Raw genomic sequence first — 20,129 nt, 5'->3', positions numbered from 1 at the left:
TTTTCGCAGCACCGTGAATACCGATTCCAATTCTCACAGTATCTGTGACCACGGTGGTTGCTCCGATAAGGTTAACAGAGTTTACATAGATCACATGGATAAGCTAAGTAATGTAGTTGAAGTTTTGAAGAAGACAGATTGGGATACTTTCACCGCAGAAGAAAAGCTTATTACTGAAAACGTAGCTTTGCTTGTAAATCTTCTTTTCAATATGAGAAAAATTCAGCTTGTTTTGGCATCTGGTAATGAAACAGAACCTAATAAAGTGAATACAGAAGTTGTGAATAAAGCAATTTCTGACTCGGAAACGTTTCTTAATGAAAGAGGACTTGCTGGGGAATTCTAAAGTAATATTATGTCAAATACAACCGCCATGTGGGTATCTATGGATAGATAGCCGTATGGTGGTTGTCTGATAAAAAGTATATAGAAAATTGGCTTAATAATTATCCAAGAAAGATACTGGGATACAGAACTCCAAATGAGGTTAAGATAGCATAGTACTTACTATACGTAATACGATAGGAAATATCAAATAATTACCAAATATTTACACAACATTCAAATTCACAGTTTCCATTAATATGGATGAATTGTTAAAATTTGTTGACAATAGGAAAAAAAAGTATTACAATACAAAAGAAGGGTATACTTTATTGAATCATAGGGGAGAACTGAATTTTATATTTATTATGGAGATATTTGAAAGTGTTTGAATGTTCCCTTTTTGAAGACGTAGGTTGCTTATACCTATGTCTATTTTTTTATTTAATAAAATATGCCTCTGCTGGTAACAGAGACATATTTTGTGATACTATTGCAAGCTAGGCTTGATATAATATCTATTCAACAAATAAATTATATCATAAATACACCTGGCTTTCAATAGGTGTATTTTTTTTGCCTAAAAATTGAGACTACAAATGCAGGTATCCAAATATGAAAAAATAAAAATATCGTAAATGAACTAAGAGAGGGAGAGTGTATAAGGGACATGAAAGGAAAAGATTATCCAAAATATGAGCCATATCAACCCTTGGATTTAAAGGATTTAGTAAGAAATCAGGTGAGTAATAATCCAAGTCATATGGCATTTGAGTTTTATCAGAAAAAAGAATATGTAACAAAGACATATCAAGAGTTTCAGGACGACATTATTAACCTGGGAACTTTTTTCTATGCCAATCTTTTGAAAGATAGCAAGATTGCCATCATTGGAGAAAATAGTTATGAATGGATTGTTAGCTATTTTGCAACGGTGATTGGAAGCAATGTGGTAGTTCCAATTGACAAAGATCTGTCCATTCAAGAAATCTACAACATCACAGAGAATAGTGGCGTTGAAGCAATAGTATATTCGGATGATTACGGGGATGTGGCAGAGGAACTACAAACCCTTAGTACAAAGATACGATGTTATTTTAATATGAAAAATATGAATGAATACAGGGAGAAAGGACAAGGGGAAGTTCAGCAGAAGAAGACCTTTATAGACAATGAGATTGATCCTGACCAGCTATGTACAATAATCTATACTTCTGGAACAACGGGAAAACCAAAAGGGGTCATGCTTAGCAACAGAAACTTAGCATCTAATGTAGCAGGATCTTGTCAAAATGTCCTGGTTACAGAATCATCAATGCTGGTATTGCCGCTGCATCATACCTTTGCATTTACAACAAGTATATTATGTATGCTTAACTGGGGTATCCGGATTCCTATTAACTCCAGTTTAAAAAAGTTCAATTCAGATTTAAAACAGTTTAAGCCATATTGTATGTTCTTAGTTCCCATGTTTGTGGAAACTATGTATAAACGAATTTGGGAAGTTGCAAATGAAAAGAAAATCACCACAAAACTGAAGTGGGTCATTGGAATTAGTAATTGCCTGAGAAGGATTGGAATTGATATAAGAAGACTGCTATTTAAGCAAATCATAGATCAGTTTGGTGGGAATTTGGGATTGATTGTTTCAGGTGGAGCCTTCCTAGAGGGTAAGTACATAAAAGGATTCGAAGAGTTGGGAATTACCGTTTTAAACGGATATGGAATTAGTGAGTGTTCTCCTGTGGTTGCGGTGAATCGGAACCAATACTATAGTTACAAAAGTGTGGGCTTACCATTAGTAAGCAATGAAGTGAAAATAGGACCTTGCGACCAGGAGGGAAATGGTCCGATTTTAGTCAAAGGACCAAACGTAATGCTCGGTTATTATAAGGACGAACAAGCCACGAACAATGCAATCTGTGATGGATGGTTCAATACAGGAGATATTGGATATTTGGATTCAAAAGGATTTTTGTATATTACAGGCCGGGAAAAGAATCTGATTATTTTAAGCAATGGAAAGAATATTTATCCGGAAGAGATAGAGGCAGAGTTGATGAATTGTGAATGGATCCATGAAGTGATCGTGTATGGACAAGAGGATCGTTTGCATGCGGCAATCTTTTCAGAATTGGAAAATCAGGATGCAGTAAGAAAGTTTATTAATACCTATAATCATGGAAAGCCGGTATTCAAACAAATACAGAGCATCACATTCCGAGAAGAGGAATTTAAGAAGACCACAACAAAGAAAATTATAAGAAACTTTACAAAATGATCAAAGGAGAAGAAGGATGTTAGAAAAATTGACAACAATACTGCAGGACTATGTGAAGAGCAACATACCAATTTCTGAGGATGCGGCATTAGTAGCTGATCTGGGACTGGATTCACTGGATGTTTTTTCTCTGGTTACAAGGATTGAAGAGGAGTTTGAGGTAGAAGTTTCAGAAAGGGCGATTCGTAAAATGGTAGTGGTGCAGGATATTATGGACTACCTGGATAAAAATTGTTAATAGTCAATTGCGAAACTCTAAAATTTTGGTTATTTGTGATACAAATAATACAATTCCGGAGCGGAAGCTAAGGGTCAGGAGCGTTGGAGCGGAGGAATTTGTATGAGTTGTATCACAATTTAGAATATATATTAGTTTCGCAATTATCTGTAAAAACTTACTATTAAGGGGGAGAAAATATGAAATCTTTTATAAAATCATTATTAGAGGATGAAGTTAGTATAACACTGGATCAATTACTTAAACAGTATGCAAATGAAAAATCAAGGGGAATTTACTTTACTCAATACGATGGCTCTGAATTATTTGAGTCTTATGAAAAGCTTTATTTTAATGCCAAATGCATCTTAGGGGCATTACAAAAGCAGGGATTTAAACAGGGCTCTCATATTATCTTTCAGACAAACAATAATCTATTCTTTATAAGGTTGTTTTGGGGTTGTATTTTAGGAGGAATGATACCCGTTCCTTTGTCTGTGCCGCTACTTGCATCGCCTGATACGGAAGCTTTCAAAAAGCTGGTAAAAGTAAGCAAACAGTTGTCAGATGCGTGGATAATTTCTGATAAAGAAAATTTAGATATAGTTAGAGAACATTATGAAGCAAATAATTTGAAATATTTAGAGTATGAAACCTTAGCTTCGAATTTGGAAGAGGGACAATGCGTTACAGTAGATTGTGAGGATGTAGCCTATATACAATATTCGTCTGGCAGCACAGGTAATCCCAAAGGAGTAAAATTGACACATAAAAATTTAGCTTATAATTTGTCACAGATATCAGAACGTATGAAACTACAGAAAAATGATATTATGGCAAGCTGGTTACCATTGACACATGATATGGGGTTGATAGGTTATCATTTAACTCCTATATTTGTGGGAGTATCTCAATTCCTCTTAAATTCTGTTATGTTTTTAAAGAAATCCTGGTTATATTTTCAAAAATGTACACAATTAAAAGCAACGGTACTTGCAAGTCCTAATTTTGGATTAGACTGGATGATGAATACTATGAAGGGTTCCCGTTTAAATAATATTGATCTATCCAGTGTACGAAACATAATGTGCGGGGCAGAACCAATATCAATGGATACCATTAGACGATTTTATGCAAAATTTTCGCCTTATGGCTTGCGTGAGAATACGATCCATCAAGTCTATGGTATGGCAGAAGCTTGTGTGGCTGTTACAATTCCTACAGAAGGACATAATAGAAGTGTATGTATTAACCGTCATAAAGCCCGTACTGGTCAAGAAGTGGAGTATGTAGAAACGAAGGAGCCCAATGCAGCAGAGTTCGCTATAGTAGGACAACCATTAGATGGATTAGAATTAATGATTGTAGATGATGAGGACCATATCTTAGGAGAAAATTACATAGGCAATATAGTTATCAAAGGGAAAAATGTATTTGGGGGATATATGAATCAAGATAGTTCCCCTTTCAATGAGCAGGGCTTCTTCTATACGGGAGATTTGGGATTTATACGCAATGGAGAATTAATTGTAATGGGCAGGAAGAAGGATATTCTGTTTGTAAATGGTCAGAATTATTATGCCAGTGATATAGAAAATATGTTAACATTGGCGATACCACAATTGTCTCAAGTAGTTGTGTGTTATTCTCGCAGTCAATCATCTAACAAAGATGAAATTATAGTATTTGTACATGATCGGCATGATGTTAAGACATTTTTGCCACTTGCCCATCAAGTACAGAATATGGTATTAGAACGGGTAGGAATAGCTGCAGATTATGTAATACCAATAAAAACGATACCGAAAACAACAAGTGGGAAGGTGCAGCGATATCGTTTAATGGAGCAATTTGAGAATCATGAGTTTGATGAAGTTATGGCAATAGCTCCATATTCTTATCAGAGTATTGAAAAATCTACAAAGAAGTCACCATGGAACAAAACAGAGATTGAAAATCAAATCCTTGAAATTGCAAAAGATGTATTCTCTATTACTTCTTTGAAAGTAGATGATGCTATTTCTCAGATGGGAGTTAGTTCATTAACACTGATTCGTTTCCAGGATGAAATAAATCAAAGATTTCAAGTTGAAATTCCTATTGTAAGCCTGTTAAAAATGTCTACACTAGAACAAATAATTATGTTTGTTGAGGAACAACTAAAGATAGAGGATGTCAATACATCTGAATTAACAGGCAATAAAGACATGTGGTATGAGCCGTTTCCAGTAACAGAAATACAAGGAGCCTATTTAGTTGGAAGACAAAATATTATGGAAATGGGTAATGTTTCTACACATGCATATTATGAGATTGAAACAGCATTGGATATAAAACGCTTAAATGATGCGTTGAATCATGTTTTAGAACATCAGCTTATGCTGCGTACTATTTTTGATGAAACAGGATTCCAAAAAGTTCGTCGTTCTATTTCTTCTTATAATATTTGTATAGAAGATTTACAAGACTTATCTTCAGATGAGCAACAAAAACGTATATTGGAAAAAAGAAATCACAGGTCACATTTTGTTTTCCAACAAGATCATTGGCCATTATTTGAGTTGTCTGCATTTATTCTTGGTGAGAAAAGAAATTATCTTTTCCTGGATATTGATTTATTAATTGCTGATGGAGGCAGTTTATTAATTTTCATACAAGAGATAATGAATTATTATGAGAAACCGGATATGGAAATGAAACCTTTAGAATTCCAGTTTTCAGATTATGTAAGAGCATTGGAGAGTTTTCGTGAAACTTCAGCTTATCAAAGAGCTGGGGACTATTGGCAAGCCAAAATAGAAAATTTTGCATATGCACCTCAGCTGCCATTCGTTCGTGAGCCAGAAACCATAGAGAAACCTATATTTCAACGATTGGAGAAGAGTCTGACAGCTGATAAATGGAATATTGTGAAAAGCTTGGCAACTCAGCATGGCGTGACACCATCCGTATTCTTATGTACAATTTATGCAGAAATTTTGTGCAAATGGAGCAATCAATCCAGAATGGCACTTAATTTAACATTATTTAATCGACAGTCCTTTCATCCGGATGTAATGAAGTTAATTGGAGATTTTACATCAGTTTTGTTGTTAGATATTGATTTGTCTGTTCATAGAGCTTTTTGGGAGAGAGCATCTATGGTTCAAGATATATTATTTGAAGCAGTAGACCATCGTTTTTATAGTGGTGTTGATGTTATACGAAATATTGCAAGTAAAAGAGAAATGACTAGTAAAGCAATTATGCCAATTGTATTTACCAGTATGTTATTTGACAAATTGGAATTTACAGATAGTATGACAAAATGGGGCAAGATAAAATACGGAATAAGCCAGACCCCTCAAGTATTTTTAGATTTCCAGGTTACGGAAAGAGACGGACAATTATTATTGACTTGGGATTATGTAAAAGATTTGTTTGATGAAGATATGATAAATGCTATGTTTGAAACTTATCAACTTCGGTTACAGCAAGTTATAGAGAATAATTCTGCATCTGTGCCGCTGCCTTTGAAGCAGTCTGAACTGCTTCTTGATTACAATCATACACAAGGAGATTATGAAGGAGATTTACTGCAAAAATTAATAGACCAGCAATGCCAGAAGACTCCGGATGTGATTGCAGTTAAATTAGGACAGGATACATTGACCTATGGTGAATTGGCAAGAAAATCAAATCAGATAGCCCGCTATTTAGCAGAACAAAACTATCCGCACAATTCTTATATTGGAGTTTGGGCAGAGAGACGAATCGAGACAATTGTAAATACTGTGGCTATTTTAAAAGCCGGACATGCTTATATTCCTGTTAATCCGGAACATCCTCAGGAAAGAATAGAATATATCGTGGAACATAGTGATATCAAGCTGATGCTTCACCCGGATCTATATGAAAAAGAGAACCTTTCTTCCTATAACGATGGAACTTTAGAGTCGTTAGAAAACTGCCGGCAGAATAAAGCCTATGCTATTTATACGTCAGGAAGTACAGGACATCCTAAGGGAGTTGTCATCACCCATGAAGCAGTAGTGAATACATTATTGGATATTAATGAAAAATTTAAAGTAGGCAGAGAAGATAAAATCATAGCACTATCATCCATGTGCTTTGACTTATCCGTCTATGATATTTTTGGAGCGCTCATTAGCGGAGCCCAGTTAGTGTTAATTCCAGATCTTTTAGACATGGATAGTATTCATCAGATCATGTTAGAAGAAGAAATTACCATATGGAATTCTGTTCCGGCAATTATGGATATGTATATGGAAAGCACAAATCAAGACACAGTGCAGAGAGCATTTACAGAAAGCTTACGTGTTGTTATGCTGAGTGGTGACTGGATTCCTCTTGGTCTGCCGGAGAAAATCAAAACAAGGATGCCAAAAGCACAGGTAATCAGTTTAGGTGGAGCAACCGAAGGTTCCATATGGTCCATATATTTTCCAATCAAGGAAATGAAGCCGGAGTGGAAGAGTATTCCTTATGGATATCCGTTGAAAAATCAGCAAATCTATGTACTGGATGAATTTGGAGAAGAATGCCCAGTAGGAGTTCCGGGAGAACTCCATATTGGAGGAAAAGGAGTAGCCGTGGGCTATCTGGGTGAAGAAGAGAAGACGAAAGCAGCCTTTATCAAACACAGATTAGGGTACCTGTACAAAACAGGTGATTATGGTGTTATGCGTCTGGAAGGATATATAGAATTCCTTGGAAGAAGAGACAGTCAGGTTAAGATACGCGGACATCGTATTGAATTAGGAGAGATAGAGCACTGTATCAATCATTTGCCAAAAATCCGCCAGTCAGTAGTAGCAGATTATTGTGATCAACAAGGAGAAAAGCATTTGTGTGGGTATATTGTCGCTGACGAGACGGTAGAATTGACAGAAATACAGAGAGAGCTGGCAAAATACCTTCCTGATTATATGGTACCGGCACAATTAGTACAAGTAGATGAAATCCCGCTTTCTGCAAATGGTAAGGTAGATCGTAAGTTATTGCCAGACCCGGAAAAGTATTTTGAAGAAAGTAAGATGACAAGAGGATACGAGGCACCAAAGACTCAGACGGAGAAATTGGTAGTAGAGGCATTTGAACATGTACTTGGTATGGAAAGAGTAAGCGTAAACGACAATTTCTTTGATTTGGGCGGAGATTCTATTAAGGCTATCCATATTTTAAACAAGATAAGAGAAGCGGGATACGATAGCTCCATGCGAAATCTTTTGATGGAGAGAACACCAAAACTAATAGCCATGAATTTATCCGCAAAACAAGAACTTATACCTGCGGAGCAAGGAGAAATAAGTGGTGAAATTCCACTGACACCAATTCAAAACTACTTCTTCGCACAGAATATGATGTATCCTGAACATTTTAATGTATGCCAAGTGTTTAAGGTTCGTGAAAAACTAAATGCCCTGGCACTGGAAAAAGTTTTATCTGCATTAGTGCAGCATCATGATATGTTGAGAGCTACGTACAAAGATAAGAAACAGGTTATAGGAAAAGCAGACGATAAGAAATGGTATGGCTTTACAAAAATAGAATGTGAATCTAAAGAGGTTAAGGAAAAAATTAAGACAACGAAGGTAAAGATGGATTTGGAGGAAGGACCATTATTGCAGGTTGTTTTATTCTGTACGCCGGAGCAGGATTATATGCTGTTGGTGGCTCATCATATGATAATGGATGTGATTTCCTGGCGGATCTTAAGTGAAGATTTGGAGAAGGGCTACTGCCAAGCTTTGGATCAGAAAGAGATAACATTACCGGCTAAAACCGTTTCTTTTAAAGTATGGAGCGAGGGATTAGCTCATTACAGCCAGAGTGAAAAGTTAAAGAGAAGGGTAGCTTACTGGTCAGAAATAGAAAATAAATTGGTTGATGGTAAGTTAAAAGAAGATGGAGTTGATGGAGGATTCCAACCGAAGACAGCTGTTGCATGCCTCAATGCCACCATTACAGAAAAATTATTAAAAGAAAGTGCTCATGCTTATAATACAGAGATTAATGACTTACTTTTAACAGCACTGGGACGTGCGGTATACAGAGTAACAGGTCAGAAAATACTTGCTTTACAGATGGAAGGACATGGTCGTGAAGAAACAGTAGGTTCTTTTGATTTAGGCAGGACAATAGGCTGGTTCACCAGTATATATCCCGTAGTTTTAGAAGAGTTAGGTACTGATATTGCACAGGATATTCGAAATACGAAAGAGACACTACGACGTGTGCCGGCACATGGAATCGATTATGGCATCATAAAGAATGCAGACATGGTTAATTCAGAAGAAATGGATGTGGAAGCTGCACCGGATATATCATTTAATTATCTTGGAGAACTGGGAACAAAGAAAGAATCTGACAATCCATATTTCCAGTTTTCACAACTAGGTTATGGACAGGATACGGATCCTCATAACCAATTTGGACCATCCATTAACGTCATAGGTCATGTACAAGAAGGTAGTTTATCTATGACAGTAACCTGCAAGACCAGTCGCTATTCAGCTGAGAGAATTGAGCAGATAGGAAAAGCATATGAAGAAGAACTGATAGCAGTCGCAGGACATTGCTCCCATGCACAGAAGAGTGAGTCAACGGCAAGTGATTTTGGTGAGAGAGTATGGACAGATAGTGAATTTTGTTATGTGCAGGAAGCTGTCAAAATCCACGGCGGAGAAATTCAACGTATCTATCCATTGACTCCTATGCAAGAGGGAATGCTGTATGAGAAGCTTTTAGATGAATCATCTACGAAATATGTTGTTCAGCAGACGATGCGGTTGGCAGAAGTAGATGTAGAGAAGATGCACAAAGCTTTTGAGTATTTAGCAACACAGCATGATATTCTGCGTACAAAGATCTGTTATCGGGGAGTAAGTGTGCCAAGACAAGTTTTGTTGAAAGAAAGAATTCCGGAATTTAATTATATGGAAGTAGATAATGAATCCGCTTATCTTGATTTAAAGGAACAAGATGTAAAACGTGGATTTGAACTGGAAGAAGATACACTAATTCGTATGAATCTGGTAAAAATAAACAATAGTGGGTATCGGTTAATCATGACGAACCATCACATTATTCTGGATGGCTGGTGTTTACCAATTTTGCGTAAAGAATTGTTTAGTGCGTATATGGCAACAGACGACGAACGATTAAGAGTATCTGCTAAGGCTGCTTCTAATAAAATTGGACGCTATGAAAAATTTGTACATTACATCAATGAAAAAGATAAAGAGATAAGTCTTAAATATTGGGAAGACCTTCTTCAAGGATATGAGACAAGGGCTGATATTCTGCCTATAGGTCGTCCGGAAGAAACAGAAGAAGAGAGTCAGAGTCAGGAGTTTAAGTTAAGCCTGGAGGTAACCGAACAAGCAGAAGCCATATGTGCCCAGTATGATGTAACATTGAACACGCTGGTAGAGGCTTGTTGGGGAGTATTATTGGAAAAATACAATCTGACAGATGATGTGGTATATGGAAAAGTTGTATCTGGTAGAAATGCAGAGATTGAAGGTATTGAAGAGATCGTTGGTTTATTTATCAATACAATACCAGTACGTATATCCACAACAAAAGAAGACACGTTTGCTGATTTATTGAAATCATTGCAGAGCCAGGCAATTGCTGCAAATGAACACGATTTCCTTTCCTTGGCAGAAATACAGAATCGTACCGTATTAGGAAGAGATTTAATTGGAACATTATTCTTCTTTGAAGGCTATCAAGGAACAAGTATAAATATTGATGGAAACTTAAATGTGGAATCTGAATATTACCGGGAACAAATCGGATATGATTTGGGAATGACGGCATTTAAGAGTGATAGTCTTCATTTTAGAATTCTATTTAGTACAAAGGTGTATAATAAGGAAGAAATAAATATTATTGGTTCTCATTTGCAAAGACTTATGGAACAAGCAATTGCAGCACCACAGACGAAATTAAATGAATTAGATATGACAAATGAAGCAGAAGAAAAGAAAGAATTAGTACAGTTTAACGCAACGGATAGTGACTATCCAAGAGACAAGACAATTGTACAATTATTTGAAGAACAAGTAGCAAGAACTCCTGATAATACAGCAGTAGTATGTGGGGATGAGAAATTGAGTTACGCGGAACTGAATGCCCGTGCCAATAAACTTGCATTAAAGTTACGACGGGAATACCATATCCAGCCTGACGATTTTGTTGCTATTATAGCAGAAAGAAGTTTAGAGATGGTGGTGGGATTATATGCAATCCTAAAGTCAGGAGCAGCATATGTTCCAATTGACCCATTTTATCCAGAAGAACGTATCAAGTACATATTGGAAGACAGCCAGCCAAAAGCGGTTTTAATTGGTCATGGCGAATATGATATTTCCCCTGAAAAGGTTGTTGACTTGTATAGTACAAGGGATTATGAAGAAGGTGCAGAGAATCCGGAACATGTGAATACTCCTCATGATCTTATTTACCTGGTTTATACATCTGGTACAACAGGAAAACCAAAAGGGGTTATGGTAGAGCATCAGCATATAGTCAATCAGCAGATATGGACACAAAGAGAATATCCATTGCACGAGGGAGAATCCCTTTTAATGAAGACCACTTGTGTATTTGATGTTTTTGCCTGGGAAGTATTCTGGTGGATGCTGGAAGGTGGTAAACTTGTTATTTTACAACAAGGAGAAGAAAGTCAAAGTGACAAGATAATCAAGATAATTCAGGATTACAAAGTAAATGCAATCCAGTTCGTTCCTTCAATGTTCAATATGTTTTTAGAAGAATTAGATACGAGCAAAGAGAAAATAAATACCCTGCGTTATATCATTAATATTGGTGAGAAACTGAATGCAGAAAGTGTGAGACATTATAATCAATTAAGGGAAAAAGGACAAGTAAGAGCAGAGCTGCTTAATCTCTATGGTCCAGCAGAAACTACAGTGAATTCCAGTGGATATCATTGTCCAACAGACTTAAATGTAGATAAAATATTAATTGGTAAGCCTATTAGTAATACACAAATTTATATATTATCTAATGAAAAAATAGCTGGAATAGGAGTAGCAGGGGAATTATGTATTGCAGGAGAAAGTGTGTCACGTGGATACTTAAATCGTGAAGAATTGACAGCACAGAAATTTATTAAAAATCCTTTTGGTTCAGGAATGATGTACAAAACAGGTGATTTGGCACGGTGGCTGCCGGATGGAAATATCGAGTATCTTGGCCGTATAGATGATCAGGTTAAGATACGAGGTTTCAGAATCGAGCCAGGAGAAATAGAAAGTACTTTATTGAAACTTGAAGGAGTCAGTGGAGCAGCCGTTGTAGTACGACAAGACAAGCAAGGAGAAAAATATCTGTGTGCTTATGTAGTCGTTCGTACGGAAGTAGAAGAATTAGACGAAGATAAAATCAAGAGCCAATTACGCAAAAAGTTACCAGACTATATGGTTCCTTTATATATTATCCCTATTGACCGAATTCCGTTAAGTCATAATGGGAAGCTTAATAAAGGGGCACTGCCGGAACCAGAATATAAATTAAAGGAATATGTAGCACCGGCAAACAGAGAAGAGAAGTTAGTAGTTGAAGCATTTGAGAAAATCCTTGGAATAACAGAAATTAGTGTCAATGATAGCTTTTTTGACTTGGGTGGTCATTCACTCAAAGCTACATTATTGTGTAACGAATTAGGAAAGACAATCGGCATAAAACTGCAGCTTAGTGAAATATTTGCTTTAGCTACACCAAAACGTATTGGGGAGAAAATTAGAAGTTTACAACCTGATAGTTTTTCAGAAATACCGAAAATAGCTAAAGCAGAGTTCTATCCTATGAGCTCTGTTCAGAAGCGGCTTTATCTTCTAAATGAGATGGTAGGTCCTAGTATTTCCTATAACATTTCTAATGTTATAAAATATGAAAACACTCTGGATAAAGATCAGTTACAGGGAGCATTAGATAAACTCTTAGAGAGGGAAGAAATATTGAGAACCAGTTTCCATCTTATGAATGGAGAGCCAGTTCAAATGATTCAACCAGATGGGAGAGTAATATTAGATTACAAAGAAGCAGATACAGTAGATATTCAGGCTGAATATGATAATTTTGTCTGCCCATTTGATTTATCCAAAGCACCTTTGATGCGGGTTAAGCTATTACAGACACCAAAAGCTTCTTACTTGATGCTGGATATTCATCATATTATTTTTGATGGAGAAAGTCTGCCTATTATGATGAACCGGATAAGTGAGTTATATGAAGGACATACTTTACCAATGCCGCGGGTTCAGTATAAAGATTTCTCTGCTTGGCAAATTACTCAGGATATTACGAAACAGGCAGCATATTGGAAGAACGAGTTCTCAGGCGAAATACCAATACTAAATTTGAATACAGATTTTCCACGTCCTAAGAAAATGAGCTTCAAAGGTGCCGATGTACAAACTAAGATTGAAGAACCAGTTTGTATGGAAATAAAAGAATTAGCAAAGAATTATGGTGCTACAGAATTCATGATTATGTTATCAACCTTTATGCTTCTATTGAGCAAATACAGTCAACAGGAAGAAATCATAGTCGGGACCCCTGTATCAGGCAGAACCCACGTTGATACACAAGAAATGCTGGGAATGTTTGTGAACTCCTTGGCTATCAAAGGAAAAGTGAAACAAGAGGAGAGTTTTGAACAGGTATTGCTTGGAGTAAAAGAAAAATGTCTTCGTGCATACGATAATCAGGAATTTCAATATGAAGACTTGGTTGAGGCGGTAGATGTAAAGAGAGATCTATCAAGAAATCCACTATTTGATGTAATGTTTATGATGTCAGAGAGTGAAATTATGTCTGGTCTAAAGAGCATTATGAGTGGAACATGGGTACCAATGGAAGGAAAAGTAGCTAAGTTTGATCTGAATTTAATGATAATACATACATCAGAGGGTTATGTGGTTAACTTAGAGTATTGTACAGATTTATTTAAACAGGAAACCATAAAGCAAATGGTGGATGATTATGTTTCATTGCTCTCAGAAGTTGTAAAACATCCAGAGGATAGCTTGCAAAAGCTGCTTAAGAAAGAGGATGTTAAGAAAGAGGAGATAGATTCGACACAAGCAGAACTTAATAATCGTGCCAATCATTTAGCACAGGAAGTTTCAGATCTGATGCAGGCCTTGTATCAAAGAGATCAAGCTTATTGGAAGAGAAAAGTAGAGAATTTCCCACTTGCACCACAGCTGCCATTTCTTTCTGATGGGAAGGTTGTAAATAACGCAGCAGTGAAACGTTTAGAAACGAAAATTTCTGGGAAAGACTGGACAATTGTGAAAGACAAAGCTTTGGATAAAAAAATTGCACCATCCGTGGTATTGTGCACAATATATGCGGAAGTTCTATGTAAATGGAGCAATCAATCAAATATGGCCCTTAATTTGAATCTGTCTAGTAGTCAGCCTTTTCATCAGGATGGAATGCGTCTGATGGGAGATTTTGTATCAAAATTGTTGTTAGATATCGATTTATCATCTTCCAGAGAATTTTGGGAAAGGGCTTCTAAGATCCAGAATGGATTATTTGAAGCGTTAGATCACAGATTTTACAGTGGGGTTGATTTCATCCATGATCTGGCTGAAAACCGTGGTCAAGAAGATCAAGCTGTAATGCCAATTATATTTACGACTATGCTTCGGGACGAAGCAGATTCTTTCAATACCAATATGGGCAGCAGAGAAGAATTCAAATATGGAATAAGCCAGACTTCACAAGAGTTCTTAGCTCTTCAGGTTATGGATAAAGATGGAGAATTATTAATGGCTTGGGATTATGTAGAAGATTTGTTTGATGAAGATATGATAAGTGCTATGTTTGAAACTTATCAACTTCGGTTACAGCAAGTTATAGAGAATAATCCTGCATCTGTGCCGCTGCCTTTGAAACAATCTAAACTGCTTCTTGATTACAATCATACACAAGGAGATTATGAAGGAGATTTACTGCAAAAATTAATAGACCGTCAATGCCGGAAGACTCCGGATGCGATTGCAGTTAAATTAGGACAGGATACATTGACCTATGGTGAATTGGCAAGAAAATCAAATCAGATAGCCCGCTATTTAGCAGAACAAAACTATCCGCACAATTCTTATATTGGAGTTTGGGCAGAAAGACGAATCGAGACAATTGTAAATACTGTGGCTATTTTAAAAGCCGGACATGCTTATATTCCTGTTAATCCGGAACATCCTCAGGAAAGAATAGAATATATCGTGGAACATAGTGATATCAAGCTGATGCTTCACCCGGATATATATGAAAAAGAGAACCTTTCTTCCTATAACGATGGAACTTTAGAGTCGTTAGAAAACTGCCGGCAGGATAAAGCCTATGCTATTTATACGTCAGGAAGTACAGGACATCCTAAGGGAGTTGTCATCACCCATGAAGCAGTAGTGAATACATTATTAGATATTAATGAAAAATTTAAAGTAGGCAGAGAAGATAAAATCATAGCACTATCATCCATGTGCTTTGACTTATCCGTCTATGATATTTTTGGAGCGTTCATTAGCGGAGCCCAGTTAGTGTTAATTCCAGATCTTTTAGACATGGACAGCATTCATCAGATCATGCTAGAAGAAGAAATCACCATATGGAATTCTGTTCCGGCAATTATGGATATGTATATGGAAAGCACAAATCAAGACACAGTGCAGAGATCTTCAACAGAAAGCTTACGTGTTGTTATGCTGAGTGGTGACTGGATTCCTCTTGGTCTGCCAGAGAAAATCAAAACAAGGATGCCAAAAGCACAGGTAATCAGTTTAGGTGGAGCAACGGAAGGTTCCATATGGTCCATATATTTTCCAATCAAGGAAGTGAGACAAGAGTGGAAGAGTATTCCTTATGGATACCCATTGAAAAATCAACAGATCTATGTACTAGATGAATTTGGAGAAGAATGCCCGGTAGGAGTTCCGGGAGAACTCCATATTGGAGGAAAAGGAGTAGCCGCGGGCTATCTGGGTGAAGAAGAGAAGACGAGGGCATCCTTTATCAAACACAGATTAGGGTATCTGTACAAAACAGGTGATTATGGTGTTATGGGTCCGGAAGGATATATAGAATTCCTTGGAAGAAGAGACAGCCAGGTTAAGATACGAGGACACCGTATCGAATTAGGAGAGATAGAACACTGTATCAATCATTTGCCAAAAATTCGCCAGTCAGTAGTAGCAGATTATTGTGATCAACAGGGAGAAAAACATCTGTGTGGGTATATTGTTGCTGACGAGATGGTAGAATTGGCAGAAATACAGAGAGAGCTGGCAAAATACCTTCCTGATTATATGGTACCGGCACAATTAGTACAAGTAGATGAAATCCCGCTTTCTGCAAATGGTAAAGTAGATCGTAAGTTATTGCCGGACCCGGAAAAGTATTTTGAAGAAAGTAAGATGACAAGAGGATACGAGGCACCAAAGACTCAGACAGAAAATCTGGTAACAGAAGCATTTGCACAAGTACTGGGAGTAAATAGAGTTGGAATAACTGACAGCTTCTTTGATTTAGGAGGATACTCCCTTAATGTAATCCAGCTGTGTAATGAATTGGAGAAGAGTACAGGGGTAAGACTGCCGCTTAGAGAGATTTTTGATTTAGTTACACCAAAGAATATTGCAGAAAGAATTAAAAACTCAAAGGTAAGTGCGTTTGAAGAAATACCAAAAATAGCAGAAGCAGAAAGCTATTCCATAAGTTCAGCTCAAAAGAGGCTTTATCTTTTAGACCAACTAACAGGTCCTGGTACAACTTATAATATTCCTGTAGTAATAAAGCTTAAAGTTAAACCAGACGATGAGCGGCTTCAGAGAGCATTGGATCAATTATCAGAGCGTGAAGAAATTTTGCGGACAAGCTTTCATATGGTGGATGGTGAACCAATTCAAAAAATTGCCTCAAGTGCAAGAATTGTGCTGGAACACAGTAAAGTGAATACAGCAGATTCACAGTATATTCAAGACGAATATAATGATTTTGTCCAACCGTTTGACTTGTCAAAAGCACCACTGATGCGTGCACAAATGCTGGATACTCCAAATGGTTCATACTTGTTTTTAGATATTCACCATATTTTATGTGATGCAGGAAGTATGCCAATTATGCTTTACGAAATACAAGAGTTATATGAAGAAAGAAAATTGTTAACACCACGAGTACAGTATAAAGACTTTTGTGTTTGGCAGAATGCCAGAAATATTACAGAACAGGCAGCATACTGGAAGAAAGAATTTTCTGGCGATATACCAATCCTGGATTTAATGACGGATTATCCACGTCCTCAAAAGCAAAGCTTTAGAGGTGCTAATTTCCGGACACAGGCAGAAGAAAAAATTAGTATCCAGGTAAAAGAGTTAGCAAAGAAGTACGGTGCAACTGAGTTTATGGTATTGCTGTCAACCTTTATGTCATTGTTAGGAAAATACAGCCGACAGGAAGAAATCATAGTAGGAACTCCAATATCAGGACGAACCCATACTGATACACAAAACATGTTGGGAATGTTTGTAAATACTCTGGCAATCAAAGGAAATGTCTGCTCCGATGATACATTTGAGAATGTATTATCAGGTATAAAAGAGAAGTGTTTGCAGGCATACGACAACCAGGAATATCAGTTTGAAGATTTAGTTGAAGAAGTGGGAGTAAAGAGAGATTTCTCAAGAAACCCGGTATTCGATGTGATGTTTGTATTGCAGGACAATGAGAGAGAGAGTTATTCGGATAGTATTCAATTTGGAACGAGAGAATCAGTCGAAGGAAATATTTCTAAATTTGACCTGACATTAACAATGATAAGCGATTCAGAAGGCTATAAGATTGATTTTGAATATTCTACAGACTTATTCAAACCAGAAACTATCCAGTACATGGCAAAACATTTTGTAACACTACTTGAAGAAGTTGTAATGTCTCCAGAAAAGAAGATGCAGGATATTCCCCTGACAGATACGGACGAAGAAGAAAAAATATTGGGTGAGTTCAATATGACGGATGCAGAATACCCTCATAATAAGACGATTGTGCAGTTATTTGAAGAGCAGGCTGCCAGAGTACCTGATAATATAGCAATCACATTTAAAGGACAACAGCTGACCTATGCACAACTAAATGAACGTGCAAATGCCCTGGCAAGAAAACTGCGAAAGGAATATGATATTCAACCAAATGACTTTGTAGTTATCTTAACAGAAAAGTCGTTAGAGATGATGGTGGGCATATATGCTATTCTAAAGGCTGGTGCGGCTTATGTGCCGGTTGATCCATCTTATCCGGAGGAAAGAATTAATTATATCATCAATGATTGTAAACCAAAGGTAGTATTATGTGGTGCAAAAGAACCTGAAATTTACATTCCTATATTGTATCTTCATGATGAGGCAAATTATGAGATGGAATGCAGCAACCTTACCCATGTAAATCAACCAGGTGATTTGATGTATATTATTTATACTTCCGGTACGACTGGCTGGCCAAAAGGTGTTATGATTCAGCATGTAAATGTAGTGCGGTTATTTAAGAATGACAAGTTCAAGCTTGATTTATATGAAAATGATATTTGGGTACAATTCCATTCTTATTGTTTTGATGTTTCTGTTTGGGAAATATTTGGTAGCCTGTTAAATGGGGCAAAGCTTGTAATACCTTCTGAAGATACGGTAAAAGATGCCTATGCATTTGGAGAGCTGCTGCAAAAAGAAGCAGTAACAATCTTATGTCAGGTACCTTCCCCATTTTATGCATTGATCGATGCAACGACAGGACAAACAATAAATAGTTTACGGTATGTTATTCTTGCAGGAGAGGCACTTTATCCAACACGTTTGAAGAAATGGCATGAGAACAACAGGCATTGTCGTCTGGTAAATATGTACGGACCAACAGAAACCACTGTATATGCTACTTATCGTGATATTGACACTGAAGCCATCGAGAGAGGAATCAGTGACATAGGAAAGCCGCTTCCAACATTAAAGATTTATATGTTAAATGGAAATGCACTTTGTGGAATTGGAGTTCCAGGTGAGTTATGTATAACGGGTGACGGTGTATCTCAAGGATATTTGAATCGACAAACGCTGACAGACGAGAAGTTTGTAGATAACCCATTGGGAACAGGAAAGATGTACCGAACAGGAGATCTGGCACGTTGGTTACCGGATGGAAATATTGAATACATTGGACGTATGGATGACCAGGCAAAAATCAGAGGATATCGTATTGAACCCGGAGAAATAGAAAGCCGTTTATTGGAACTTGAAGGCATAAGTGAAGCTGTAGTAGTAGTTCGGGAAGACAAAGTGCAAGAGAAATATTTGTGTGCATACATAATAGCTGAGACAGAAATAGAGGAAAAGGACGTAAAAATCCACTTGAGAAAAGTATTGCCAGATTACATGGTACCTGCACACATTATTCCAATTGATGCAATTCCACTGACACGTAATGGTAAGCTTGACAGAGCGTCATTGCCGCTGCCGGAGTATAAGTCAAAGGAATATGTTACACCACGAAATGAGAATGAAATGCTGGTAGTACAGGCATTCGAGCAGATACTGGGTGTGGAAGATATAAGTATAACAGATAGTTTCTTTGAGATGGGAGGATCTTCACTGAAAGCAGTGTTACTGTGTAATGAATTGGAGAAAGCCACAGGAGTAAGGCTATCACTTAGCGATATTTTTGCTTTTGGTACTCCGGAGCAGATAGCAGAAAAAATGGGGTCTACAGAGGTCTCAACATTTGTGGCAATAGCACAAGTTTCAGCGGCTGAATACTACCCTGCAAGTGCAGCTCAAAAACGACTCTATCTTCTGGACGAGGTGACGGGACCTAACATTAACTACAACATATCGGATGTCTATGCTTATGAAGAACCGCTGGATAAAGAACGATTACAGAAAGCTTTGGATAAACTGTTGGAGCACGAAGAGATACTGCGAACTAGTTTCCAGGTTGTGGACAGTGAGCCGGTTCAAACAATTTCTCCAGACGCAAGGGTTTTATTAGACTACATCGAAGTGGATACACTGGATATACAAACGGAATATGATAAATTTGTTCAACCGTTTAATCTATCCGAAGCACCATTGATGCGTGTAAAATTAGTAAAGACAACAAATGGTTCCTACCTGTTTGTTGATATTCATCATATTATATGTGATGGAGAAAGTCTTCCAGTTATACTGCATCAAGTAAATGAATTTTATGAAAATGATGGAACTGATCGTCATTAAGAGGTGA

4 protein-coding genes are annotated in these 20,129 nt (G+C 37.0%); all 4 read left to right on the top strand.

The genetic code is table 11. The features are described 5' to 3' along the window. Positions 1 to 94: 94 nt before the first annotated feature. The 4 genes from EDD66_RS14050 to EDD66_RS14035 all read left to right on the top strand — a co-directional run bounded on the left by EDD66_RS14050 (position 95) and on the right by EDD66_RS14035 (position 20,122). The gene (locus tag EDD66_RS14050) at positions 95 to 346 is read left to right on the top strand and encodes a hypothetical protein (protein ID WP_207667797.1); all 252 of its coding nucleotides are present in this window, start codon (positions 95 to 97) and stop codon (positions 344 to 346) included. A 648-nt stretch (positions 347 to 994) separates the two neighbouring features. Beyond that, a complete protein-coding gene (locus tag EDD66_RS14045) occupies positions 995 to 2,605 on the top strand; it encodes an AMP-binding protein (protein ID WP_123610230.1) in 1,611 nt (536 codons plus the stop codon). 16 nt (positions 2,606 to 2,621) lie between these two features. Further along, a complete protein-coding gene (locus EDD66_RS14040; protein WP_123610229.1) occupies positions 2,622 to 2,843 on the top strand; it encodes a phosphopantetheine-binding protein in 222 nt (73 codons plus the stop codon). Between the two features lie 179 nt (positions 2,844 to 3,022). Further along, positions 3,023 to 20,122, top strand: coding sequence for a non-ribosomal peptide synthetase (locus EDD66_RS14035; protein WP_123610228.1), 17,100 nt, complete (start codon positions 3,023 to 3,025; stop codon positions 20,120 to 20,122). Positions 20,123 to 20,129 lie beyond the last annotated feature (7 nt).

The sequence above is a fragment of the Mobilisporobacter senegalensis genome (assembly GCF_003752155.1).
In the GTDB taxonomy this organism is placed as follows: domain Bacteria; phylum Bacillota; class Clostridia; order Lachnospirales; family Lachnospiraceae; genus Mobilisporobacter; species Mobilisporobacter senegalensis.
Note: the sequence above shows the minus strand (reverse complement) of the source record. Positions and strands in the feature narration are given on the sequence as shown.